Source organism: Acidovorax sp. (genome assembly GCF_046291265.1).
Taxonomy (GTDB): Bacteria; Pseudomonadota; Gammaproteobacteria; order Burkholderiales; family Burkholderiaceae_C; genus Acidovorax.
On the sequence record NZ_JBKBTV010000071.1, the window covers coordinates 1 to 24,529 of the forward strand.

The following is a 24,529-nucleotide window of genomic DNA, read 5'->3' on the forward strand; positions in this document are numbered from 1 at the left end:
GGGCCACCACCGCCCGGTTCGTGGTGCCCACGCGGCATGCGGTGATCGACCTGGCCAAGGCGGCGACGGCCAAAACCGGCCGGGTGATCGGCATCTACCCCGAGACCAAACACCCCACCTACTTCCAGTCCATCGGCCAGCCGCTGGAGGCGCCGCTGCTCGCCGTGCTGGAGAAAAGCGGCTGGAACCACAAAGACGCCCCCGTGTTCGTGCAGTCGTTCGAGGTCAGCAACCTGCAAGCGATTCGCCAACTCAGCAGCGTGCGCCTGGTGCAACTGGTGGCGCCCTCGGGCCGGCCGTATGACTTTGTGGTGCAGGGCGCGGCCAACACGCGCGGTTACGCCGACCTCATCACGCCCGAAGGCCTCAAACAAGTGGCCACCTACGCCAATGCCATCGGCCCGTTCAAGACGCTGGTGGTGCCGGTCAAGGATGGTGTGCCGGGCGAACCCACCCCGCTGGTGGCGCGCGCCCGCGCCGAAGGCCTGGGTGTGCACATTTGGACGCTGCGACCCGAAAACGCCTTCTTGCCCGCCGGGCTGAAAAAGGCGCCCGCCACCGACGGCACGGTGCGCGGCGACAGCGTGGCCGAGATCACGGCCTACCTGCGCGCAGGCATCGACGGCTTCTTCACCGACGACCCCGCCGTGGGCCGAGCTGCCGTTCAAGCCTTCACGGCGACGAAGTGACGGGCGCCGGGCGCGGTTTGCCCGGTGCGGCGCGCGCGCCCTGGCGCAACCCCAGTTGCCGCGCCTTCTCCACCCACAGCGCCAGCCGTTCGGCGCTGGCGGTGCGTACGGGGCCGAAACTGTGCACCCGCACGGGCCGGATGCCGCAGTACTCCAGGATGGCCTTCTTCATCTGGTGGTGCCCGGGCATGCGTGTGACCCAGCGGAAGTACCAGGGCGGCGAGTCCATGGTCACCAGCAGCTCGGCCGAGCGGCCCGCCAGCAGCTTGTCCCACAGCGATGAGCCTTTGCGGTATTTGAAGGCGTAGCCCGGCAGCAGCACGCGGTCGATAAAACCCTTGAGCAGCGCGGGCATGGCGCCCCACCAGATGGGGTAGACCCATACCAGATGGTGGGCCCAGGTGATGTCGGCCTGCGCGGCCAGCAGGTCGGGCTCCAGCGGCTGGGCGGCGCCGTAGCCCTGAAACAGCGGGTTGAATGCCAGCTGCCCTACGTCCATAAACCGCACCTTGGCCCCAGCTTGTTGCGCGCCGTCGGCATACGCGCGGGCCATGCCAGCGCACAGGCTGTCGGCCGCCGGATGGCCCAGGATGACCAGAATATTGTGTTGCTCTGCCACAGACGCTCCATCACGTTGTTGTTGATGGCGCCATGGTCACCTTGCCCCACGGGGCAGAGTCAAGCGGTCAGGTCAAGTCGGGGCGAATCTCGCGGCGCCCCCCGCGGTAGCTGCACCAAATTGCGCGGGGTTGTGTGCTGGAAGTGCCACCGCCAATGTGGACGGCGCAGCGCACGCTTCGGGCACCACGGGCACGGCCAGTGTGTCGCAGGTGTGCAGCTCGGCCTCCAGCCCGGCCAGCTGTGTGTCCAGCGCTGACAGGCGCGCCAGCTCCTGCGCCACGGCGGCCCGCCGCCCGGCCACCAACTGCGCCATGCGTTCCCAGCCTGCGGTGGTGTCGATGTGGGGCAGGCCATCCAGCTCCGACAGCCGAAAGCCCAGCGCCTGGGCCTGGCGGATCAGCAACACGCGCGCCACATCGGCCTCGCCATAGTGGCGGTAGCTGCCCGCACGCGCCACTGTGCCCAACAGGCCCCGGGATTCGTAAAGCCGGATGGCCTTGGGCGTGGTGCCGGTGCGTTGGGCGAGTTCTCCGATGCGCATAGGTTGATGTTGGAGTAGGACTGAAACTATCAAATTAATAGCTGCTAGCGCTTATGGAATAAGCTCTAGAGGCCAATTTGACCCATATTTCTCGCGGTTTGGACTTGGTGGTCGCCTGGCAAGGGCCGCTGGCCCCGATGCTGCACGATAAGCTGCTGCGCTCTGATTCCACCTTCTGCCCCTGCCCCGCCATGCCCCAGTTTGCCGCCAACCTGAGCCTGATGTACACCGAGCTGCCGTTTCTCGACCGCTTTGCCGCTGCGGCGCGCGACCGGTTCACGGCGGTGGAGTTTCAGTTCCCGTATGCCTTCGAGCCCGCCGACATCGCCGCGCGGCTCACAGACAACGGCCTGCAGCTGGTGCTGTTCAACGCCCCGCCCAGCGGCACCGACCGCGCCAGCATGGCCAGCGCGTGGGAGCAGCAGGCGCGCGGCACGGCGGCGCAGCCGGGGCGCGAGGCGGAGTTCCGCGCGGGGGTGCACGAGGCGCTGCGGTATGCCGAGGTGCTGGGCTGCCCGCGCATCCATGTGCTGTCGGGCACGGTGCCGCCGGGGGTGGAGCGCGAATCGCTGAGGGACCTGTGCGTCAGCAACCTGCGCTGGGCCGCTGCCGAGGCCGCGCGTGCCGGGCGCGACATCCTCATCGAGCCCATCAACCTGCGCGACATGCCGCGTTATTTTCTGAACCGGCAGGACCACGCCCACGAGCTGCTCGATGCGGTGCAGGCCCCCAACCTCAAGGTGCAAATGGACCTGTACCATTGCCAGATCGTGGAGGGCGACGTGGCCACCAAGCTGCAGCGCTACCTGCCTACTGGGCGCGTGGCGCACATCCAGGTCGCGGGCGTGCCGGGCCGCCACGAGCCCGACCGGGGCGAGCTGAACTACCCGTTTCTGTTCGACACCATCGATGCGCTGGGCTACGCCGGCTGGGTGGGCTGCGAGTACAAACCTGCGGCGGGCACGTCGGAAGGGCTGGAGTGGCGCGACCGCGCGATTGCCGGGCGGATGGGCAACCGCTAGACCGTTTTGGTCGCCGGTTCCAGTACGCGCGAATGCGTAAGGGAATGCGTGAATAAATGTAACAAGACTCTGGCCGTAGAGTGAATAAGGGCGTTCTCACGCGTTGAGAGCCCTTTCTTAGACCGGCTCACCCGGCTTTGTGTATTCACTTTCAGGAGACATCCCCCATGGCCGCATCGCTTGCCAACAACCGTTCCGTCGCGCGCCAGGTCACGCTGACCGCCATCGCGCTGGTGGCCCTGGTGCTGGTGCTGGTGGGGCTGGCCATTGCGGTGCTGACCGAGCGCAGCACGCGGGCGCAGGTGGTGGCCAGCGTGGGCGACACGGCGCAGAGCGTGGCCCAGTCGCTGGATGCGGCCGACAACACCAACCGCGAGCTGGTGCAGCTGACCATGCGCGGATTTCAGCGCTACTTCGAAGCCACCATGCAGCTCGATGAGGCCACGGGCGAGCTGCGCAGCTATGGCGCGCTGGTGAATGAGGACTACGGCTCGGTCGACAAGTTCGCCAGCGAAACCGGCGGCATCGCCACCGTGTTCGCCAAAAAGGGCGACGACTTTGTGCGCGTGACCACGTCGGTCAAGAACGAACAGGGCGTGCGCCAGCAAGGCTCGCCGCTGGGCAAAGACGACCCAGCCTTTGCCACGGTGTCGAAGGGCGAGCCCTACACCGGCGTAACGGTGGCAGCAGGCAAGCCTTACATGGGCCACTACCTGCCGACCAAGGATGCATCGGGCAAGGTGATTGGGCTGCTGTTCATCGGCAACGACATCAGCGTGTTCCACGCCATGCTGCAAAAGCAGGTGGCACAGACGAAATTCTTTGAGCATGGCGGCACGTATGTGATCAACCCCGGCACGTCGCTGGACAAGGCCGTGTTTGTGTACCACCCCACCGCCCGCGGCAAGCGGGTGCTGGAGGCTTACCCCGAGGCCCGCCCGTTTTTTGAAGCCCTGGCCGCATCGCCCGATGGCTTTGTGCGCGAGGCCGCCCCCGTTCTGGGCGCAGGCGCTGAAGACCCTTGGGCCCTGGTGCGCAAGACCGGTGGCGGCTGGTGGGTGGTGGCCGAGGTGCCCGACGGCGAAGCCATGGCCAGCCAGCAGCGCGTGACGATGGCCGTGTGGGGCCTGATGGCCGTGGCGGTGGTGCTGCTGGCGATTGGCCTCTTCCTCATGCTGCGCCGGGGCGTGAGCCGCCCGCTGCAGGACCTGACCCAGGCCATTACCCTGGTGGCGCAGGGCGACCTGACCGAAGAATTCCGCACCACGCGGCGCGACGAGATCGGCGCGCTGGTGCAGGAGGTCGAAGGCATGCGCCAGCGCTACACCCAGATGCTGCAGCAGGTGCGCACGGCGGTGGACAGCATCACCACCGCCAGTGCCGAGATCGCCAGCGGCAACCAGGATTTGTCGGCCCGCACCGAAGCCACGGCCAGCAGCCTGGCCCAGACCGCGCAGAGCATGGAGCACCTCACCTCCACCGTGCGCCAGTCGGCCGACGCCGCACGCCAGGCCAACCAGCTGGCCAGCACCGCCGCCGAAGTGGCCGCACGTGGCGGCCAGGTGGTCGGCCAAGTGGTGACCACCATGGGTGACATCAACCAAAGCTCGCGCAAGATCGCCGACATCATTGGCGTGATTGATTCGATCGCTTTCCAGACCAACATCCTCGCGCTGAACGCTGCGGTGGAAGCCGCCCGCGCAGGGGAACAAGGCCGGGGTTTTGCCGTGGTGGCCAGCGAGGTGCGGTCACTGGCTGGCCGCAGCGCCGAGGCCGCGCGCGAGATCAAGGCGCTCATCGGCGCATCGGTGGAGCGTGTGGAATCGGGCGCGCGCCTGGTGCAGAACGCGGGCACCACCATGGAAGAGATCGTGGGCTCGGTCAAACGTGTGGGCGACATCATTGGCGAGATCACGGCGGCATCGAGCGAGCAGTCCGACGGCATCGGCCAGGTCAACACGGCGGTCAACCAGCTGGACCAGATGACGCAGCAGAACGCGGCGCTGGTGGAGGAGTCTGCCGCTGCCGCACAAAGCCTGCGCGAACAGGCCACGCGCCTGGCCGGGGCGGTGCAGGTGTTCAAGCTGTCGCCCGGCGACGGGAGTGGCGGGCACCTGCAGTTGGCCGCGTCGGCCGCGCCGTCGTTGCAAGCGCCGGGCAGCGGCGCCCGGGGGCCTGCGCAACTGGAGTAGCAGCCCGCTCCCCGCAGACCCTGGCGGGGCGGACATTCATTGGTTTGCGGCAACGGGGCCTTGGTTTATGCTGGGCTGAAACCTCCACCACCCTCCGCCCCTGTATTCATGGTTGCCCACGTCCCCACCATGCTGGCAATGATCATTGTCAGCTCGCTCATGATGGCGGTCTCCATGGCCGTGGTGGGTTGGGGGCGGCGGCGCGATGGGCTGGGGCACTGGGCCGCGGCCCTGCTGGTCAACGCCGTGGGGCATGTGCTGCTGATGCTGCGGGGCCAGGTGCCGGATGTGCTGTCTATCGTGGTGGGCAACACGTTGTTGTCCGGCGTGTTGGCCGGCATGATCGTTGCGATCTACCAGTTCCAGGGCCGCACCATCGGCTGGCTGCTGCTGCTGGCACCCTCGGCCCTGGTCATGGGTTCCGTCATCGTGTTCATCGACAACTTCCCGGCGCGGGTGGGGTTTGTGGGGCTGGTGATCGGGTTGCAGGCCGTGTGGGCGCTGGCCACCGCGCTGGAGCGCCGCCATGCCACGGTGGGGCGGGGGCACTGGCTGCTGGTCGCGGGCTTGGCGCTGGAGGCCGCGGTGCTGCTGGGGCGCTCGGCGCTCGCCATGGGCGTGCAGGGCGCAGAGATCGGCATTCTCCAAAGCAGCAGCTTGCAGACGCTCACCTTTGTGGCCACGTTTTCCGTGGTGCTGGTCAGCTCCATGGGGTTTGTTTTCATGTCGCGCGACCGGGCCGACGAGAACAACCGCGTGATGGCCGCGCTGGACCCGCTGACCGGCGTGGCCAACCGCCGCTCGCTGATCGCAGCGCTCGACCGCGATGTGGCGCGCGCCGTGCGCACCCGCGAATCCATCGCGCTGATGATGGTGGACATCGACCATTTCAAACATGTGAACGACCAATACGGACACCCCGTGGGCGACCAGGTGCTGTGCAGCGTGGTCAACGTGCTGCGCCAGCGCGTGCGCGCACAGGACCTGGTGGGCCGCTACGGCGGCGAGGAGTTCATGGTGGTGCTGCCCGACACCGGCCTGGTGGGCGCCGAGCAACTGGCGCGCGAGCTGTGCAAGGCGGTGGAAGTGTCGCGCTGCCGGGTGGACGGCGTGGAGGGCGACGGAATCGCCGTCACCGTGAGCATTGGTGTCTATGGCGGGCGCCTGGAGTCCGGCGACAGCTGGGACATGCTGATCGCCGCCGCCGACCGCGCCCTGTACCAGGCCAAGGAAAACGGCCGCAACCGGGTGGAGGTGGCCACCGGCCTGCGCCGCCCCAGCGCCCACCTGGGGGCCGACGCCAATCCCGAGACCCAGCCAGCGTCTTCCTATTGATTCGTGGCGCCCGGGCGGGTGTTGTGTTGGAATGCTGGTTTTGATTCCACCGCTTCCAGGAGAGCCGCCATGAACGCCCGTGTCCCCCCCCAAGTCCTGCAACCTGCACTGGCCCTGGAACGGGTGAGCCAGGCGTGGGACAGCGACATCGTTCGCCAGCTCACCGACTACATTGCCATCCCCGCCAAGTCCCCCACCTTTGCGGCCGACTGGGCCGAACTGGGCCTGCTGGACACCGTGGTGCGCAACGCCGCCGCGTGGGTCGAAGCGCAAAAGGTCGAAGGCCTGAAGCTGGAAATTGTGCGCATCGCAGGCCGCACCCCCGTGCTGTTTTTCGAGATCGACTCCACCCAGCCCGGCGCCACCGACACCGTGCTGATGTACGGCCACCTGGACAAACAACCCGAGTTCTCCGGCTGGCGCAATGACCTCGGCCCCTGGACCCCCAAATACGAAGACGGAAAGCTCTACGGCCGTGGCGGCGCCGATGATGGTTATGCCGTGTACGCCAGCATCGCCGCCGTGCAAGAGCTGAAACGCCAGAACGTGCCCCACCCGCGCATCGTGGGCCTCATCGAGACCTGCGAGGAAAGCGGCTCGCGCGACCTGTTGCCCTACATCGATGCGCTCAAACCCCGCATGGGCAACGTGGCGCTGGTGGTGTGCCTGGACTCGGGCGCGGGCAACTACGACCAGCTGTGGCTCACCACCAGCCTGCGCGGCATGGCCAGCGGCACGCTCAAGGTCGAGATCCTGACCGAAGGCATTCACTCCGGCGACGCGTCCGGCTTGGTGCCTTCGTCGTTCCGCATCATGCGGCAGGTGCTCGACCGGCTGGAAGACAGCGCCACGGGCCGCCTGCTGCCCGCCAGCTTTCACTGCGAAGTGCCCGCTGACCGCGTGGCCCAGGCGCGCGCCACCGCGGCCATCCTGGGTGAAGAGGTGTACAAGCGCTTCCCCTGGGCGCATTACGACTGCGGCGGCTCCACCACGTTTGCACTGCCCACCACCACCGACCCGCTGCAGGCGCTGCTCAAGCGCACCTGGGAGCCCACGCTCAGCGTGACGGGCGCCGAGGGCTTTCCGGCGCTGCAGGACGCAGGCAATGTGCTGCGCCCCTACACCGCCTTCAAGCTCAGCCTGCGCCTGCCCCCGCTGGTCGATGCGGCAGACGCTGTGCAGCAGCTCAAGTCACTGCTGGAAGACAACGCGCCCTACCAGGCCAAGGTCACCTTCCAGAGCGGCGGCGGTGCCACGGGCTGGAACGCCCCGGCCACCACGCCGTGGTTCGAGCAGGCACTCAACCAGGCTTCGCAGGCGCACTTTGGTGCACCCTGCGGCTACATCGGCCAGGGCGGCACCATCCCGCTCATGAACATGCTCAGCGAAGGCTTCCCCACCGCACAGATGATGGTCTGCGGCGTGCTGGGCCCCAAGAGCAACGCGCACGGCCCCAACGAGTTCTTGCATGTGCCTTATGCCAAGCGCCTCACGGCCTCGGTGGCGCATGTGATTGCCGCCATGGCGCAGCAGGCGGTGGCACCCGCTGACGCGGGCTGATCGACATCGACATCGAGATCTTGGCAACCAGAAAGCCTTGCCCACCGCCCCTTCACCTCTTTTTTCTAAGCAGGCCCTGACGACGATGGACAAACGCGCTTTTTTGCAGGTTTGCACCGCCACCACCGTGGCGGCAGCGGTTCACCCTTTTGCACAGGCCCAGGCGCCTGCCGCCAGTGCATCCCCGGCCGCCCCAGCACCCGCTGCGGCGCCCGGCCCCCGCCACACACTGTCGGGCACCAGCAGCGAAGGCAAACCCGTCATGCTGACCGACTTTGCGGGCAAGGTGTGCCTGGTCAGTTTCTTCACCGCAGGCTGCGCCCTGTGCACCGACGAGCTGCGGCTGATGCGCGAGTTCTATACCAACAACCGCCAGCGCGACTTTGTGCTGCTGGGCGTGAACATGGACGAAAAGAGCGCCGACTTCATGCAGTACATCGAACTGCTCAAAGTGTCTGTGCCTGCCGAGCAACGCTTCCCCATCGCATGGCGCAACGCTGCGGGTCACCAGGACAGTTTTGGCGCCATCACCCGCCGCCCCACGCACTACGTGCTCAACCGCCAGCACCAGCAGGTGCTGCGGCGTGAGGGCAACTTCCAGCCCACCGACTGGGACGACCTCTGGGCCTCGATCGCCTGATGCGCGGGCTGTGCCCGTCCGTGTTCCGCGTCCCAGCGCCTTCCTGCGCTGCTTTGCACTGCCCGCCGCTTTTGTCTGTCCTTCATGATTTCTGACGACCTCGCTCCCTCGACCCTCACCACCTTTACTGCCAGCGACGGCGAGAACCTGGCCGTGCAGGACTGGCCCCTGCCCGACGGCGAACCCCAGCGCGGCACCGTGCTGCTGGTGCATGGCCTGGGCGAGCATGTGGGCCGGTACGACGCGGTGGCGCGCCGTCTCAACGACTGGGGGTTTTCCGTGCGCGGCTACGACCAGTACGGCCACGGCGAATCGGCCGGGCCCCGGGGCGGGCTCACGTCGGACCTGCGGCTGCTCGATGACCTGGCCGATCTGGTGGACGCCACCCGCGCCCGCATCCCCGCAGGCCAGCCACTGGTGCTGCTGGGCCACAGCATGGGGGGGCTGGTGGCTTCGCGGTTTGTGTCATTGAAGATGCGGCCGGTGGATGCGCTGGTGCTGTCCTCCCCCGCGCTTGACGCGGGCCTGGGCGCCGTGCAAAAGCTGCTTCTGGCCACGTTGCCGCGCATTGCGCCCAACCTGCGCGTGAGCAACGGGCTCGATGCGCAGTACCTCTCGCACAACCCGGCCGTGGTCGCCGCCTACCTGGCCGACCCGCTGTGCCACGACCGCATCAGCGCCCGCCTGGCCCGTTTCATCGCCGACGGCGGCCCCGCCACCGTGGCCCGCGCCGCGCACTGGAGCGTGCCCACCCTGCTGATGTGGGCGGGCAGCGACAGGCTGGTCCACCCCACAGGCAGCCGTGCGTTTGCGGCCGCTGCGCCCAAGGCGGTCGTGCAATCGCATTGTTTTGAGCCGCTGTACCACGAGCTGTTCAACGAAAGCCCCGAGCTGGCGGCGCCGGTGTTCAACCTGCTGCAGCAATGGCTGGTGCGGCGCTGCCCCGTGGTGGGGTAGGCGTTACACCCAAATTTCAAGCCAAAATGGCCTCTAGCGCTTATCCATCAAGCGCTAGCAGCTATCATTTTTTAAGCAAACCGCCCAGCATACCGAACAGATCGTTCGAGGTGCCAAACCCGCCCTGCGGTGCCTCGCCGCGGGGGCTGAGCTGGTCGATCAGGCCCGGCAGTACCTGGGCCAGCTGGCCCGCTGCGGCGCCAGGGCCTACGCCCAGTTGCGATGCGATTTGCGACAGCGGGCCGCTGCCCAGCACGTTGGACAGCTGCTCGCCCGAGATCGCCTGGTTGGGCCCCGCGCTCAACCACGACGAAATCACATTGCCCAACCCCGCCTGCTGAAACTTGGCCATCAGGCCCGGCAGGCCACCGACCGGGCCGTCGTTGCTGATGAGGGACATCACGGCTTGTACCAGCTGCGGGTTCTGCGCGGCCATGCTGATCAGGCCACCCAAGCCTCCTCCGGCGCCACCTGCCGCAGCAGAACCACTGCCGCCTTGCGACGCGCTGTTGATGACGGCACCCAGAACGGAATCGAGCAAACCCATGGTGTTCTCCTGCAAAACGGATCAAAGACAGCCGCAAAGCGGCTGGACAACCCCGCATGGTACGCAGGCAGCGGGTGGCTGCTGTGTCAACAATCGTGAATTCTTCTACCGCAGGCCCCGGGGCGATAGGCAGGGGGTGCTGGCTTTTGCGCAGCGCCACATCGTGGCCCCGCGCTGCCACAAACCCTTTTTTCAGAGGCCGTTGGCAACGCGCCTGCGCTGCAACGCCAGCCACAACAGCGCCAGCCCGGTCACCACAATCGGCACCAGCGACCCCGCGTTCAGCAGTGTCCAGCCTTGCGTAGTGACCAGCACGCCGGACGAAAACGCGCTCAGCGCCAGCGTGGCGTACACGCAGAAGTTGATGGCCGCCTGGGCGCGGTCTTTCTCCTCGGGGCGGTAGGCCGTCATGGCCAGGGCGGTGCCGCCAGTGAACAGAAAATTCCAGCCCACGCCCAGCAAAAACAGCGCAATGCCAAAGTGGTGCAGCTCAATCCCCATCAGCGCCACGGCCACGCAGGCAAAGTTCAGCACCACGCCCACGCCCATCACGGGCAGCACGCCCAAGCGCTTGATTAGGTGGCCGGTGAAAAAGCCGGGCGCAAACATGCCGATGACGTGCCATTCCAGCACCAGCGCCGACGCGTCAAAGTCAAAGCCACACACCTGCATGGCCAGTGGGGTGGCGGCCATCAGCAGGTTCATCACGCCGTAGCCCAACGCAGCGCCCAGGATGGCGACGACCATGGTGGGCTGTCGCAGCAGCTCGGCCAGTGGGCGGCCCTGGGCGGGTTGTCCGGCGGCGTTCAGCACCACGGCTTGCGCCTCAAAGCGGATGGCGGCCATACACACCATGGCCAGCAGCGCTACGCCCATCAGCGCGATGTAGGCGCCCGCAAACGGCACGGGGAACAGTGTGCGCGTGGCGCTGGCCAGGTTGGGCCCTGCCACGGCGCCCAGCAGGCCACCGGCCAGCACCAGCGACATGGCCTTTTCTCGGTAGTCCGGCGCGGCCAACTCGGCCGCCGCAAAGCGGTACAGACCGCCGTTGGCGCTGTAGTAGCCCGCCACCACGGTGGCAGTGCACAGCAGCCAGAAGCTGGCACTGAAGGCGGCCCAGGCGCACAGCGCGGCTGACGCCACGGCCACGGCCAACCCGATCTGGAACGACACCTTGCGCCCCCAGCGCATCTGCGTTTTGGCCACCAGGGGTGTGGACAGCGCACCGCCCACCACATAGCCCATCACCGGCAGCGTGGCCATCCAGCCAAACGGCGCCAGCTGCAGCCCCACCAGGCCGTTGATGGCGATGAAGACCACGTTGTTGGTGAGAAACAGGCCTTGGCACAGGGCCAGCAACCACAGGTTTTTGTTCATGAGAGGCGACGGCTATGCAACGGCTGTGCGGCTGCGTTGGGTGCGGAGCGACGAGGCGAGAAATTCAATGGCGAACACGCTGATCCGACCCATGCGACCAGCGACCAGCGGCCAGCGCGCAGCGGGCTCAGCCCAGCAAGCCCTTGGGGATCTTGTCGGCCTTTTTCTCCACCGGGTTGGCCAGCAGCCACTGGGCGGCGTACTGGCGCATGAACTCTTTCGCCTTCTCGGGCCGCGCGGTCAGCCACGCGTCGTAGGCGCCTTCGTTCAGGATGGCGGGCATGCTTTTTTCGCTGCCCGGCTGACCGTAGCGGTGCAGCAGCGCGTGGTTGTTGGCGTTCACGTTCAGCAGGCAGTAGCTGATGATGACTTCGCCATCGGCCCCCTGCCAGCGCGCCCACAAGCCTGCCACGCCCATGGGCTTGCCGTCCACGCGTGCCACGCGGGTGGGCACGGCCTTGCCGCTGCGCAGGTCGTCTTCATAAAACGCGTTCATGGGCACGATGCAGCGCTGGCCGTTCAGCCAGGCGTCGCGAAACGCGGTGCCGGTGGAGGCGGTGTCGGACTTGGCGTTGACCAGCTTGGTCGCGCGCAGCTTGGCGTCGGACGCGGACTTGACCCAGTGCGGCACCAGGCCCCACTGGGCGGGCACCAGCACGCGGGTGGTGTTGGGTTCGGCCGCTGGTGTTTGTGCGTCTGCTGAAGTGCTCGTCTGCGCATCGGTATCGGCGTTGACAGCGGGCGCAGCGGTGGGCTGAGCGATGGCCGCTGCCGTGGCGGCATGGACGATGAAGAAGCCGGGTTTGCGCGGCCACAGGTGGCGTTCGCCCAGCGCCTCGGGGGGCGCCACCGCGAACGATTCGCTGTAAGCATCGGCGGTGGGCAGGGTTTCGTAATGGGTGCTCATGCGGCGATGGTAACTGTGTCGCCAACGGATTTGAAGCAAAAATGGGCTCTAGCGCTTATTGGATAAGCGCTGGTAGCTATAAAAATTGAAGTGGTCGGCGCGGTGTTGTCAGCGACGGTAGCCGCCATGGGCCATTCATCCCATGGCAAAACGCACCTGCTTTGGACATACTGTGCGCCACCCACCGACTTGGAGCAAAGGCACGCCATGCAGCACAACGTTTCCCGTTTCATCGTTCACACCGCGGGCGCCGCTGCGCTGCTGGCCGCGGCGGGCGCGGCCCACGCCCAGCCGCAAAAGCTGCGCCCCGGCCTGTGGGAGCACACGGTGGCCATGAAAAGCCAGAGCGGTCAGATGGAAGCCGCCATGGCGCAGATGCAAAAGTCCCTGGCCAGCATGACGCCCGAGCAGCGCAAGCAGATGGAGCAAATGATGGCGCAGCAGGGCGTGAGCATGGGCCCCAAAGGCAACACGGTGAAGATGTGCCTCACCGCCGAGCAGGCCGACCTGGACAATATTCCGCCGCAAGCGGGTTGCACCCAGAACGTCAAGCGCACAGGCCCCAACACGGTGGCCATGACCTTCAGTTGCAAAGGCAGCCAGGGCGAGCCACCCACGTCGGGCGAAGGCACCATGACCTTCAGCGGCCCCACGGCCTACACGGGCAACTTCAAGGTCAAGACCACATCTGCCGGCAAGCCCGAGCAGATCGACATGGCGCAGACGGGCAAGTGGCTGTCTGCCGACTGCGGGGCCATCAAGCCCGCGCGCTAGTCCCGCTGTGGGCTGCCGCCTGGTGGCGGTGACCGGAAGGCGCCACCACCACGCGGTTGCGGCCCAGGGCCTTGGCGGTGTACAGCGCTTGGTCCGCGCGCTCCAGGGTGTGCTCCACGGTGTCGCCCGGCAGGTGCAGCGCCAGGCCCATCGACACGGTCATGTGCAGCGTGCCCGTGGCGTGGGGGATGGTCATCGCAGCCACAGCCCGGCGGATGCGTTCGAGCAGCTCGCGGGCGTCTTCGGGTTGGGTGTCCGACAGCATCAGCACAAACTCCTCACCGCCCCAGCGAGCCAGCACATCGGTGTCGCGCACCGCGTCGCGCACCGTGCTGGCAAACGCCTGCAGCGCGCGGTCGCCCGTGGCGTGGCCGTGGGTGTCGTTGATGGGTTTGAAATGGTCAATGTCCAGCTGGGCCAGCAGCATGGGGCGGCCGCTGCGCACGCTGCGCCGGTGTTCCAGCCCCATCAGGTCTTGCATGGCGCGGCGGTTGAGCAGCCCGGTCAATTCGTCGCGCGACGCCAGTTCGCGATTGACCTGCAGCGCCTCGGCCAACGCCACACGCTGCTCGTGCAGCCGCACACGGATGCGCTGGATGCGCAGGTTCAGCGCCACGCAGCCGCTCAGCACGATGAGCACCATCAGCGCATAGGCCGTGTCCAGGTACCCGAACGGGCTGGCACTGAAGCGGGAGGTGACGCCGATGGCGCAGGCAAAGGCCAACAGCGCAAACGTGCCAATGCCAATCACCTCGGCCATGGTCAGCGCAAAGGTGCCAAAAAAGAGAATCAGCGCCAGCACGCTGGGGACCAGGCCCCGTGCGTCGCCCGCCAGCACATAGGCCACGGCGCCGCTGGTGATGGTCCAGACCATCTGGGGAATGGTGAGCGAGGGATCGCGCAGGCGGGCCGTTTCTCCGGACCGGATGAAGGCCGTCATCACCACCAGCCCGCCCACCGACATGGCGGCCCACCACTGCACGGCAGTGGCGTTGACGGCGCTGCTGGAATGGGCCACCAGCAACATCACGCCCGCACTGCTGGTCATCAGCACCAGCGCCAACAGGGCCATGCTCACCAGCGTGCGCCGTTTGGGGTCGGTGGAGAGGATGACGTCCCTCAGGCGTTGCCAGCGGGAGGAGGTGCGCAAGATGGGCTCCTGCTGAACGATGGGCCGCGGGTGCGCGGGAATGGTTGGCGGGGTGAGGCTACCCGCCGGTCGAGCATTTTACGGCGAGGTAACGACGCGCGTACAGCCCTGCAAACGCGGTGTCAAAGCGTCAGCGCCGCCAGAGCCGCCAGCGGGGCGGTTTCGGCCCGCAGCACGCGCGGGCCCAGGGTGACGGGCGCAAAGCCGTGCTGCACGGCCAGGTCTTCTTCTGCGCTGCTCAGGCCGCCCTCCGGGCCGGACAGGAACAACACCGGCCCCTGGCCACCCTCCAGGCCCGCGGCGGCGCGCAGGGGCGACGTGCCGGGTCGCAGCGACAGCACCATGCGTTGGGCCATTCCGGCCGCGGATGCAGAGCCGGGCGCAGCGCTGGCCGCGGCAGCCGCGTTGGCGCGGACCCAGGCGGCCAGGTCGATGGCGTCGTTCACGACCGGCACGCGGTTGCGCCCGCACTGCTCGCACGCGGCCACGGCCACGGCCTGCCAGTGGGCGATCTTCTTGTCGGCGCGGTCGCCCTTGAGCTTGAGCACGCTGCGCTCGGCCACCAAGGGCGTGATGCTGGCCACGCCCAGCTCGGTGGCTTTTTCGATCAACCAGTCCATGCGGTCGTTGGCGGTGATGCCCGCCAGCAGGTGCACCGCGCGTACGGCCTCGCGTTCGATGGCATGGTGGGCGCCCACCTGCACTTGCACGTCGCTGCGGCCCATGCGCAGCACGGTGGCGTCAAACTCGCCGCCCTGGTCGCCAGCACCCTGCCCGCCGTGGAACAGCGTGATGTGGTCGCCCGGCTGCAAGCGCAGCACCTGCACATGCCGCGCGGCGCCCGGGGGCAGGTCCAGTTCGATGCCCGTGGCCAAGGGGGTGGGGCAGTGGAAACGGGGCATGTGCTACTTAATTTATAGCTACTAGCGCTTGATAGATAAGCGCTAGAGGCTATTTTTATCAATATTTTGGACCAACGAAGCTGCAGGCCACTCACTACATCCGGCCGTAGGCAAAGCCCGTGACGGGTTCGGTGCCCTCGATCTGGTCCAGCATCTTGAGCAGCGGGCCCAGTTGCCGGTACCGGTCGGTGGTGGTGCGGATGTAGTGCATGAAGCGCGGCGCATCGGCCAGGTACTTGGGTTTGCCGTCGCGCAGGGTCAACCGCGCAAAGATGCCCGCAACCTTGAGGTGGCGCTGCAGACCCATCCATTCGACGCTGCGGTAAAACTCGCCAAAGTCATTGCCCCAGCCGCTGGCACTGGTCGCGCCCAGCAGGCCAGCCTTGCGGGCCTTTTCCCAGTAACGCACGGTAATGTCGATGACAAATTCTTCTTCCCAGCTGATGAACGCGTCGCGCATCAGGCTGGCAATGTCATAGGTGATGGGGCCGTAGACGGCATCCTGGAAGTCCAGCACGCCGAGCGGTGCGCCTGGGGCCACGGGGGCCATCAGATTTCTGGTCATGAAGTCGCGGTGGACATAGACCTGGGGAGCTGCGAGGTTGTGCGCCACGATGGCATCAAAGGCGCTGTTCAGCGTGGCTTGCTGGCTGTCGTCCAGCGTCACGCCACGGTGTTTTGCCAGGTACCAGTCCGGGAACAGCGCCAGCTCGCGGCGCAGCAGAGCTTCGTCATAGGCGGGGAGCACGCCGGGTTGGGAGGCCTTTTGCCAGTCCAGCAGCACATCGGTGGCCTGCTGGTACCAGGCGTAGGCGTCCTGGGGCTTTTCGGGGTTGAGCAGCTCGATCAGGGTCTGGTGCCCCAGGTCGGACAGCAGCATGAAGCCATTGGGTTCATCAAATGCCAGGATCTGCGGCACGTTCAGGCCCGCTTTGGCCAAGAGGCCCTGCACCTGCACAAAGGGTTTGCAGTTTTCCTTGTCGGGCGGCGCGTCCATCACGATGCGGCTGCCGCCCGCGGCGCTGTCGATGCGCAGGTAGCGCCGAAAGCTGGCATCGGCCGACGCCGGGCGCAGCGTGGCGGGCAGCAGCTGGTGGGGCCCGAGCAGCGGCGCCAGCCAAGCTTCAAAGGCCGTCTGCCGTGCGGCGTCGGGCCAGGTCACCTGCGAAGAATCGGGGCTTGTCACCGCTGCGGTGGCGTGTGGGCTGGAGGGGGATGGGGGGAAAGGGTGGCTCATGGATAATCCGATTTTACAAACCCGCTCTCGGCGCCCTCATCCTCAGTGACAGGCGGCGCCCGGCGCGGGTCCTTTCATTTGCCCCAGCCCCCCTCGCCCCACGTGCCACGCTGCAAGCCCCCCTCCGTGCAGACCCCTTCCCCCCGGACCCGGCCCGCCACGGCGAACGCTGTGCGGCTGCGTCCCCCGGTGCCCGGTGCCCTGGCCTACGCTGTGGCCCTGGCCTGGTGCGGGATGCCCCTGGCTGCGATGGCGCAATCTGCGGCGCCGAGTGGCTGGGATGCCCCTCCGGCGCTGCGCAGCTCGCCCCTGCTGCAAGAGAAAATCCCGGATGCGGTGCGCCCCCAATTACCGGTGTTCGTGACCGGTGACCGGGTGGAAGGCCAGACCGACCTCAACGCCGTCGTCGAAGGCAACGCCGAACTGCGCCGCGGCGACACGGTGATCCGCGCCGACCGGCTGGACTACAACGTGCCCGAAGACCTGGCCAAGGCCCAGGGCAAGGTGCGTATCAACCGGGCGGGCAATGTGTACGACGGCACCGCGCTGGAGTTGCGCGTGGAGGCCTTCGAAGGCTTTTTCAGCGACGCGCGCTACAAGTTTTTGGCCAACCAGGCGCACGGCGAGGCCACGCGCATCGACTTCATCGACCGCGACCGGGCCGTGGTGCACAACGCCACCTACACCACCTGCGAGCGCGGCAATGAAGCCAGTTGGCAACCCGACTGGGTGCTGCGTGCGGGCACCATCCGCATCGACAACGAAGAAGAAGTGGGCACTGCGGAAGACGCGGTGCTGGAGTTCAAGGGCGTGCCCGTCCTGCCCATTCCGTACATCACTTTTCCCTTGTCGGACAAGCGCAAGTCCGGCCTGCTGCCGCCCACCATTGGCCTCGACAGCCGTGACGGCATGGCCTACATGCAGCCCTATTACTGGAACATCGCGCCCAACCGCGACGCCACGCTGCGCGCCGCGCTGATGACCAAACGCGGCGCCAACCTGGGCGGCGAGTTCCGTTACCTGGAGCCCACGTACAAGGGTGAATTCAGCGGCGACGTGATGCCTGAAGACCGGCTGCGCGACCGCATGCGCTGGGGCTACACCGCCAAACACGACGGCAGCTTCAACACCCCCATGGGTGGCCTGGGCCTGAACATCAACGTCAACCGCGTGAGCGATGACAACTACTGGCGCGACTTTGGCCGCGCCTCCGAGGTGCTACGCCAGCGCCTGCTGCCGGGCGATGCCACGTTGTCGTGGGCGCGCAATGACATGTCGGCCTCGGTGCGCACCCTCAAGTGGCAAACGCTGCAGGACGTGACTTCGCCCATCGTGCCGCCGTACGACCGCATGCCCCAGCTGCAGTGGCGCTATGCGCCCACCGACCTGGGGGGCGGGTTCGATGCCAGCGTGGTGCTGGACAGCACACGCTTCCAGGCCGCGCGCGAACTGACGGGCCAGCCCAACGCCAACCGCAGTTTTGCCATGGCGCAGATCAGCAGGCCGTTTCTGGCGCCGGGGGGCTTCGTCACACCGCGCATCCAGCTGCACACCACGCAGTACCAGTTTGATTCCGCACTGTCCAACGGCGACCGCTCGGCCGCCCGCACATTGCCCACCTTCAGCCTGGACAGTGGCCTGGTGTTCGAGCGCGACGCCGCTTACTTTGGACGTGCCTTTCTGCAGACGCTGGAGCCACGCGCGTTCTACACCTACACGCCGTACCGCGACCAGAGCCGCCTGCCCGTGTACGACACGGCGGCCAACGACTTCAACTTTGCCACCATCTACACCGAGAACGCGTTTGGCGGCAACGACCGGTTGGCCGACAACAACCTGCTCACCCTGGGTGTGACCACCCGTTTGCTGGACCCGAACACGGGTGCCGAAGCCGCGCGCTTTGGCATCGCGCAGCGCCTGCGCTTTTCGGACCAGCAAGTCACCTTGCCGGGGGTTGCGCCCGCCAATGAACGCCTGTCTGACGTGCTGCTGGGCGCGGGTATCACCTGGACGCCCGAGTGGGGTTTCGACTCCACGATCCAGTACAACCCCAAAACCGGCCGTTCCATCCGGTCGACCATCGGCGCGCGCTACAGCCCGGGCAACTACCGCACGGTCAGTGCGGCCTATCGCCTGCAGCGTGGCACCAGCGAACAGATCGACATCGGCTGGCAATGGCCGCTGAACAGCCTGTGGGGCGACAAAGGCCAGGACACAGGCAAAGCCCGCGGCCAGGGCCAAGGCGCAGGCCGTTGGTACAGCGTCGGGCGCCTGAATTACAGCCTGCAAGACCGCAAGCTGGTGGACACCGTGGTCGGCCTCGAATACGACAGCTGCTGCTGGATCGGACGCGTGGTGCTGGAGCGCCTGCAAAGTGGTGTGACCACATCCAACACCCGCCTGTTGTTCCAGATCGAGTTCGTGGGCTTCTCCCGCCTGAGCCTGGGCTCCAGCCCCCTTGAAACCTTCAAGCAAAATGTGCCGCGTTACCAGTACCTGCGCGAGCAGGTCACCACGCCAAGCCGTTTCAGCAACTATGACTAATGCCATGAATCACCGTGTCATCGCCCTCGCTATCGCCACCTTCGCCGCCGTGGCGTCACAGGGCGCCGCAGCGCAGGGCCTGCGGCCTTCGGGTGCGGCCACGGGCGGCGGGCTGTCACGCCCGGCGGCAACCCCGTCCATCACCTTGCCAACCCCCAGCGCGGCCGCCACCAACGCGCCGCGGCAGGCCGACTTTATTGTGGCGGTGGTCAATTCCGAGCCCGTCACCAACAACGAAGTGCGATCACGTCTGGCCCGGGCCGAAGCCCAGTTGGCCCAGCAAGGCGGCACCATGCCCCCGCGCGACGTGCTGGCGCGCGAAGTGCTGGAACGCCTCATCCTGGAGCGTGTGCAGCTTCAGCAGGCGCGTGAGGCCGGCGTCAAGGTCGATGACTTTGCGGTGTCGCAGGCTGAACAAGGCGTCGCCCAGCAAAACAGCATGACGGTGGACGAGCTGTACCGCCGCCTCGCCCGCGACGGCATGAGTCGGGAGCGTTTTCGCGACGAGCTGCGCAACCAGTTGCTGCAGCAAAAGCTGCGCGAACGCGAGGTCGAAGCGCGCGTCAAGGTGACCGACCTCGACGTGGACCAGTACCTGCGCGAGCAGCAGCAGGGCGCCGACGCATCTACCATGGAAATCAACCTGGGCCATGTGCTGGTGCTGGTGCCTGAGAACGCCACCCCCACGCAAGTGGCCGAGCGCCAGGCGCGCGCCCAGCAGGCGGCCGACAAGCTGCGTGCGGGGGAGGACTTTGCTGCAGTGGCCCGCGAGTTTTCTGATGCCCAGGAAGGCAAGAGCGCAGGCGGCTTGCTGGGTCTGCGCCCGGCGGACCGCTATCCCGAGCTGTTCGTCAACTCGACCAAGGGACTGCCGGTGGGCGGCCTCGTGGGCCCCCTGCGCTCCCCCGCTGGCTTTCACGTGCTCAAAGTGGTTGAGCGTGTGACCGCTGGCGTGCCCACCACGGTGGTGCAAAGCCACGCCCGCCACATCCTGCTGCGCACGGGCCCGCAATTGACCGAAACGGCCGCTGCTGCGCGCCTGGCCGACTACCGCCGCCGCATCCTGGCGAGCCAAGCCGACTTTGCCACCCTGGCCCGTGAACATTCGCAAGATGGCAGCTCCAAAGAAGGCGGCGATCTGGGCTGGGCCAATCCGGGCCGCTATGTGCCCGAGTTTGAACAGGCCTTGAACGCCCTGAAGCCTGGCGAAATCAGCGAGCCGCTGGTCTCGCGTTTTGGCGTGCATTTGATCCAGTTGCTGGAGCGCCGCGAGGCCAAACTGACCCAGCGCGAACAGCGTGACATGGCGCGCAGCACCGTGCGCGAGAAAAAGCTGGACGAGGCCTACGCCACTTGGGCGCAGGAGCTGCGTGGCCGCGCGTATGTCGAGTACCGCGACCCGCCGCAATAACCGAGTAACCGACCGATGACCAGACAGCAGGTAAAGCCGCGTTGAAACACATCCCCCGCAAGCGCTTCGGGCAGCATTTCCTGTCCGACAAGGGCATCATTGAAGACATCGTCCAGGCGATTGGCCCGCAGCCGGGCCAGCCCATGGTGGAGATCGGCCCCGGGCTGGCAGCGCTGACCCAGCCCTTGGTGGAGCGCTTGGGGCGCCTCACCGTCATTGAGCTGGACCGCGACCTGGCGCTGCGCCTTCGGCTGCATGGGCAGCTCGATGTGATCGAGTCCGATGTGCTCAAGGTGGACTTCACCGCGCTGGCGCAGACCATGCGCGACAAAGCCGCGTTGCCCGACCTGCGGCTGCGCGTGGTGGGCAACCTGCCCTACAACATCTCCACACCCATCCTGTTCCATCTGCTGGACCATGTGCAGGTCATCGAAGACCAGCACTTCATGCTGCAAAAGGAAGTGATCGACCGCATGGTGGCTAAGCCCGCGACCAGCGACTACGGGCGCTTGTCGGTCATGCTGCAGTGGCGCTACGCCATGGAAAACGTGCTGTTTGTCCCCCCCGAGAGTTTTGACCCGCCCCCGCGCGTGGACAGCGCGGTGGTGCGCATGGTGCCGCGCGCAGAGCCCGCGCCCGTGTCACTGCCCTTGCTTGAAGAACTGGTGCAGGTAGCCTTCAGCCAGCGCCGCAAGCTGCTGCGCCACACCCTGGGCCGCTGGCTGGAAGCGCGCCAGTTTGCCGGCCACTTTGACACCCAGCGCCGCGCCGAAGAAGTGCCGGTTGCCGAGTTTGTGGCACTGGCGCAGGAATGCTCATAAATTAATAGCTATTAGCGCTTGATTTATAAGCGCTAGGAGTGTGGGCGGCAGAACATTCAGATCAAGCTGCGGACGCCACCAGCGGCCTGTAGCGACGCAGGCGGTGGTGGACACGTTCACCACCGCCGATCTTTATGACGTGGTTGAAGTGAGCAAGTCACGCGCAGAAGTCGTAGTTGACACATTCCACTGCATCTCCCCCCTCAAACGGCCCTCATCGCCCCCATCCTGCGCAGGTTAAGCGCCATGCACACCAGCCTGAACTCGGCTTTCGCCTTCTCCAAACCGCGCATGCTGAACTGGCGGAACCCCAGCACGTTCTTGATCCAGCCGTTGGGCGGCTCGGCGATCCATTTGCGCTTTCTGTAGTCCCCCTGGCCCTGCTTGGTTTGCAACTTGGCCGCCATGGCTACCGTGTGCGGGTAGCGCTTGGCGTCTTTGGGCGCAGCCCGTGCCTTGCCCTCACGCCCCAGCGCAATCACCAGTTCGGTATCGGGGTGCGTTTGGGCCAGATTTGCCATCACCGCTTCACTGCGGTAGCCCGCATCGGCCAGGACCTGTGCTGGCTGCGCACCGGTATGGGTTTGCACCGCATCCAGCACCATGGGCAGTTGCTGCACGTCTGTGCTGCTGCTCACCACCTCGGCGGCCACGATGATGTGATGACTCTCGTCCACTGCAGTCTGGGAGGGCTTGTTTGCGGATGATGGGGCAACCTCCCCACCCATCCAGGTGCGACGTGTCGGCTTAAAACGGAATGTCGTCGTCCATGTCATCAAACCCCGAAGCCGCACGCGGTGCCTGGGCGGCCGGAGCGGGCGCAGGCCGTGCGGCAGGGGCTGCCATGGGGCGTGGTGGAGGGGCCGCACGGCGTGGAGCCTGGTCGTAACCGCCCTGTGGGTCGCCACCGCCACCACCGCCGTAACCACCACCGTCGTCATAGCCGCCACCTTGCTGGCCACCGCCTTGGCCGCCCATGCCTTGGCGGCCGCCCAACATCTGCATCTGGTCGGCGCGGATCTCGGTGCTGTACTTCTCCACGCCGCTCTGGTCCGTCCACTTGCGGGTGCGCAGGCTGCCTTCCACATACACCTGCGAGCCTTTGCGCAGGTACTGGCCCACGATTTCAGCCAGGCGGCCGTTGAAGACGACGCGGTGCCACTCGGTGGCTTCCTTCATTTCGCCCGATTGCTTGTCTTTCCACTTGTCGGTGGTGGCAATGGTCACGTTGGCCACCTGGTCGCCACTGGGGAAGGTGCGCATTTCGGGGTCGCGGCCCAGGTTGCCGACGATGATGACTTTGTTGATGGATGCCATGGTGGTTCGTGCCTTTGCAGATAACAGGAAAGCGCCGGATTTGAAGGGAGTTTCCGTGCGCCAAGCGCGCCATTGTGCCGCAACTGCGGCTGAACGAGGCCTCTGTGGGCGGATCCCTCAGTGGCCGCCGCGCCCCACGGGCTGCAGGGGCCAGGTCAGCACCAGCCACAGGGCCGTGAGTGCGGTGGTGGCCGCAAACAGGCCGGGTGCGCCCGCCCATTTGACCAACGCCCCACCCAACGCCCCACCCGCAAACAGGCCCAGCGATTGCAGGGTGTTGTAGCTGCCCAGCGCAGCGCCCCGCAGTGCGGCGGGCGCCATGCGCGAGACCAGGCTGGGCTGGCTGGCCTCCAGCGCGTTGAACCCGCAAAAAAACACAAACATCAGCGGCCCCAGCACCCACAAGCTTGGCGCCACGCCACTGGCCGCCAGGGCGCCCAGACCGATCTGGACGGCCAGGATCAGCGCAATCGCACCCAGCAGTGCTGCCCGCAGGCGCCCTGCGCGCTCCAGCGCAAACAGGCCCCCCATGGCCGCAAACGACAGCACCACGGCGGGCAGGTACACCTGCCAGTGGTGGTCTTTGCTCAGCCCCGCCTGCATCAGCATGGCGGGCACTGCCACCCACATCGACAACTGCACGGTGTGCAGCACAAAAACGCCCAGGTTCAGGCGCAACAGGTTGGGGTGCGCCCACACATCGGCCAGGCGGCCGCGGGGGGCGTTCTTGTGCAGGGCAGGCTCAGGAGGCACCCACCACACGACCACCGCCACACCGGCCAAGGCCAGCGCAAACGTCAGGCCAAACAGGCCCGCCAGCCCGATGTGCGCCGTCAGCACGGGGGCCGCCACCAGCGCCACCGCAAACATCAGCCCGATGCTGCCGCCCACCAGCGCCATCGCCTTGGTTCGCACCACGTCACGCGTCTGGTCCGCCAGCAGCGCCGTGACTGCCGCCGACACAGCCCCCGCACCCTGCAGCGCGCGGCCCACCAGCAACCCGCTCAACGAATCCGCCAGCGCCGCCAACAGGCTGCCCGCCGCAAACACCAGCAGGCCCAGCACGATGACGCGCTTGCGGCCGAAACGGTCAGAGGCCATGCCCAAAGGCAGCTGCAGCAGTGCCTGAGTGAGGCCATAGATACCCATCGCCAGCCCCACCAGCGCGGGGTCGTCGCCGCCGGGGTACTGGCGCGCCTCCAGTGCGAAGACGGGCAGCACCAAAAACAGGCCCAGCATGCGCAGCGCGAAGATCAGCGCCAGGCTGACGCTGGAGCGGCGCTCCAGAGGGGTCATGTCTGTGCTGGGGGTGGGGATCCGCGTTGCGGCAGCGGCTGACAAGGAGGAAGAATCCGGCACGGTGTGCGCTAAGGCCCGAGGAAGCAAAACCGGGATTTTCGCCCATTGGGCGCCAAGGTGCCGATAGGCCTGTCATCTATTGCGCCAGCGGCTGCCCCGCGTCTGGTGTGGGACCCTCCAAATCCTCCAGCGCAAACCCTTGGTCAGCGCCAAGCCTGGGAAGGCTGACGGTGAGTGTCACGGCGGCACTCGCCACGCAGGATTTATAGGTAAAACGGCTGCTAGCGCTTGGCGGCCTCAATTCTGAAGTGCAACACCGAGAATTGAGGCCAAGATGTCAAAGAAGAATTACCAGCAGTTGAGCCAGAGCGAACGCCATGCGATAGCCCTGGGACTGCAGCAAAAGCAAAGTCTCAGCGCCATAGCCCGTGCCTTGGGGCGAAGCAAAAGCACCATCAGCCGAGAGTGCCAACGCAATGCTGGCGGCAAGGGCTACAACTCCAAGTTCGCCCAGCAACGCAGCGACAAGCGCAGGTGCTTTGCCCACCCGCAACCCAAGCTTGGCCGTGATGGACCTTTGTTCAAAATCGTTCACGACTACTTGCGCCAGCGCTGGTCGCCTCAGCAAATCGCTGGACAGTTAAAGAAACTTCACCCTGACAACAAGCGCAAACAAGTGTCACACG

Annotated in this window: 22 protein-coding genes and 1 pseudogene; 12 read left to right on the forward strand and 11 right to left on the reverse strand. The window is 66.5% G+C overall.

All coding sequences use genetic code 11. From position 1 onward, the window contains the following. Positions 1-689: glycerophosphodiester phosphodiesterase family protein (locus ACK41V_RS20155; protein ID WP_409784967.1), on the forward strand; the 689-nt coding region annotated here is incomplete at its 5' end. On the opposite strand, the gene ACK41V_RS20160 is transcribed toward ACK41V_RS20155, so the two are convergent. Continuing rightward, positions 673-1,308 carry an NAD(P)H-dependent oxidoreductase gene (locus tag ACK41V_RS20160; protein WP_409784969.1) on the reverse strand — a complete coding sequence of 212 codons (636 nt, stop codon included), beginning with the start codon at positions 1,306-1,308 and terminating at the stop codon, positions 673-675. The genes ACK41V_RS20155 and ACK41V_RS20160 overlap by 17 nt on opposite strands. Before the next feature lie 72 nt (positions 1,309-1,380). After that, complete coding sequence (locus tag ACK41V_RS20165; protein ID WP_409784971.1) at positions 1,381-1,851, reverse strand: MerR family transcriptional regulator; 471 nt, start codon at positions 1,849-1,851, stop codon at positions 1,381-1,383. 191 nt (positions 1,852-2,042) lie between these two features. Between ACK41V_RS20165 and otnI the strand changes: the two genes are divergently transcribed. From otnI to ACK41V_RS20195, 6 genes are all read left to right on the forward strand, one after another. Continuing rightward, positions 2,043-2,873: a 2-oxo-tetronate isomerase gene (otnI, locus tag ACK41V_RS20170; RefSeq protein WP_409785001.1), complete on the forward strand. Its 831-nt coding sequence runs from the start codon at positions 2,043-2,045 to the stop codon at positions 2,871-2,873. 167 nt (positions 2,874-3,040) lie between these two features. Further along, the gene (locus ACK41V_RS20175) at positions 3,041-5,065 is read left to right on the forward strand and encodes a methyl-accepting chemotaxis protein (RefSeq protein ID WP_409784973.1); all 2,025 of its coding nucleotides are present in this window, start codon (positions 3,041-3,043) and stop codon (positions 5,063-5,065) included. A 108-nt stretch (positions 5,066-5,173) separates the two neighbouring features. Then, complete coding sequence (locus ACK41V_RS20180; RefSeq protein ID WP_409784975.1) at positions 5,174-6,400, forward strand: diguanylate cyclase; 1,227 nt, start codon at positions 5,174-5,176, stop codon at positions 6,398-6,400. Between the two features lie 69 nt (positions 6,401-6,469). Then, positions 6,470-7,960 carry a M20 family metallopeptidase gene (locus tag ACK41V_RS20185; protein WP_409784976.1) on the forward strand — a complete coding sequence of 497 codons (1,491 nt, stop codon included), beginning with the start codon at positions 6,470-6,472 and terminating at the stop codon, positions 7,958-7,960. Between the two features lie 85 nt (positions 7,961-8,045). Continuing rightward, positions 8,046-8,600, forward strand: a complete 555-nt coding sequence (locus tag ACK41V_RS20190) for a TlpA family protein disulfide reductase (protein WP_409784977.1) — start codon at positions 8,046-8,048, stop codon at positions 8,598-8,600. Positions 8,601-8,684: 84 nt separating this feature from the next. Then, a complete protein-coding gene (locus ACK41V_RS20195) occupies positions 8,685-9,557 on the forward strand; it encodes a lysophospholipase (RefSeq protein WP_409784979.1) in 873 nt (290 codons plus the stop codon). A 64-nt stretch (positions 9,558-9,621) separates the two neighbouring features. On the opposite strand, the gene ACK41V_RS20200 is transcribed toward ACK41V_RS20195, so the two are convergent. From ACK41V_RS20200 to ACK41V_RS20210, 3 genes are all read right to left on the reverse strand, one after another. Further along, positions 9,622-10,104, reverse strand: coding sequence for a YidB family protein (locus tag ACK41V_RS20200; protein ID WP_409784981.1), 483 nt, complete (start codon positions 10,102-10,104; stop codon positions 9,622-9,624). Positions 10,105-10,296: 192 nt separating this feature from the next. Further along, on the reverse strand, positions 10,297-11,481 hold the full coding sequence (locus ACK41V_RS20205; RefSeq protein ID WP_409784983.1) for an MFS transporter: 1,185 nt from the start codon (positions 11,479-11,481) through the stop codon (positions 10,297-10,299). Between the two features lie 127 nt (positions 11,482-11,608). Next, positions 11,609-12,388: an SOS response-associated peptidase gene (locus ACK41V_RS20210; protein ID WP_409784985.1), complete on the reverse strand. Its 780-nt coding sequence runs from the start codon at positions 12,386-12,388 to the stop codon at positions 11,609-11,611. A 207-nt stretch (positions 12,389-12,595) separates the two neighbouring features. Between ACK41V_RS20210 and ACK41V_RS20215 the strand changes: the two genes are divergently transcribed. Further along, on the forward strand, positions 12,596-13,162 hold the full coding sequence (locus ACK41V_RS20215) for a DUF3617 domain-containing protein (protein WP_409784986.1): 567 nt from the start codon (positions 12,596-12,598) through the stop codon (positions 13,160-13,162). On the opposite strand, the gene ACK41V_RS20220 is transcribed toward ACK41V_RS20215, so the two are convergent. From ACK41V_RS20220 to ACK41V_RS20230, 3 genes are all read right to left on the reverse strand, one after another. Continuing rightward, on the reverse strand, positions 13,146-14,312 hold the full coding sequence (locus ACK41V_RS20220; protein ID WP_409784988.1) for a GGDEF domain-containing protein: 1,167 nt from the start codon (positions 14,310-14,312) through the stop codon (positions 13,146-13,148). The two genes, ACK41V_RS20215 and ACK41V_RS20220, sit on opposite strands and share 17 nt — an antisense overlap. 122 nt (positions 14,313-14,434) lie before the next feature. Beyond that, on the reverse strand, positions 14,435-15,214 hold the full coding sequence (locus ACK41V_RS20225; RefSeq protein WP_409784989.1) for a 16S rRNA (uracil(1498)-N(3))-methyltransferase: 780 nt from the start codon (positions 15,212-15,214) through the stop codon (positions 14,435-14,437). Positions 15,215-15,308: 94 nt separating this feature from the next. Beyond that, positions 15,309-16,451, reverse strand: coding sequence for an aminoglycoside phosphotransferase family protein (locus ACK41V_RS20230; protein ID WP_409784990.1), 1,143 nt, complete (start codon positions 16,449-16,451; stop codon positions 15,309-15,311). A gap of 234 nt (positions 16,452-16,685) precedes the next feature. Here ACK41V_RS20230 and ACK41V_RS20235 point away from each other — a divergent pair, with 234 nt between their 5' ends. From ACK41V_RS20235 to rsmA, 3 genes are read left to right on the forward strand one after another with little or no spacing between them, the layout of a single operon-like run. Beyond that, complete coding sequence (locus ACK41V_RS20235) at positions 16,686-18,995, forward strand: LPS-assembly protein LptD (protein WP_409785003.1); 2,310 nt, start codon at positions 16,686-16,688, stop codon at positions 18,993-18,995. Positions 18,996-18,999: 4 nt separating this feature from the next. Continuing rightward, positions 19,000-20,406, forward strand: a complete 1,407-nt coding sequence (locus ACK41V_RS20240; RefSeq protein ID WP_409784992.1) for a peptidylprolyl isomerase — start codon at positions 19,000-19,002, stop codon at positions 20,404-20,406. Positions 20,407-20,447: 41 nt separating this feature from the next. Continuing rightward, the gene (gene rsmA, locus ACK41V_RS20245; protein ID WP_409784993.1) at positions 20,448-21,227 is read left to right on the forward strand and encodes a 16S rRNA (adenine(1518)-N(6)/adenine(1519)-N(6))-dimethyltransferase RsmA; all 780 of its coding nucleotides are present in this window, start codon (positions 20,448-20,450) and stop codon (positions 21,225-21,227) included. Positions 21,228-21,430: 203 nt separating this feature from the next. Here the strand turns inward: rsmA and ACK41V_RS20250 are convergent. The 3 genes and pseudogenes from ACK41V_RS20250 to ACK41V_RS20260 all read right to left on the reverse strand — a co-directional run. Then, positions 21,431-21,916 (reverse strand): annotated as a pseudogene (locus tag ACK41V_RS20250) (transposase); the annotation flags it as partial. A gap of 58 nt (positions 21,917-21,974) precedes the next feature. Next, positions 21,975-22,544 (reverse strand): single-stranded DNA-binding protein, encoded by a 570-nt coding sequence (ssb, locus tag ACK41V_RS20255; protein ID WP_409784995.1) that lies wholly within the window; start codon positions 22,542-22,544, stop codon positions 21,975-21,977. Between the two features lie 117 nt (positions 22,545-22,661). Continuing rightward, the gene (locus ACK41V_RS20260; protein ID WP_409784997.1) at positions 22,662-23,840 is read right to left on the reverse strand and encodes an MFS transporter; all 1,179 of its coding nucleotides are present in this window, start codon (positions 23,838-23,840) and stop codon (positions 22,662-22,664) included. A gap of 337 nt (positions 23,841-24,177) precedes the next feature. On the opposite strand from ACK41V_RS20260, the gene ACK41V_RS20265 reads away from it, so the two are divergent. Further along, the coding region (locus tag ACK41V_RS20265; RefSeq protein WP_409784999.1) for a transposase at positions 24,178-24,529 on the forward strand (352 nt) is incomplete at its 3' end.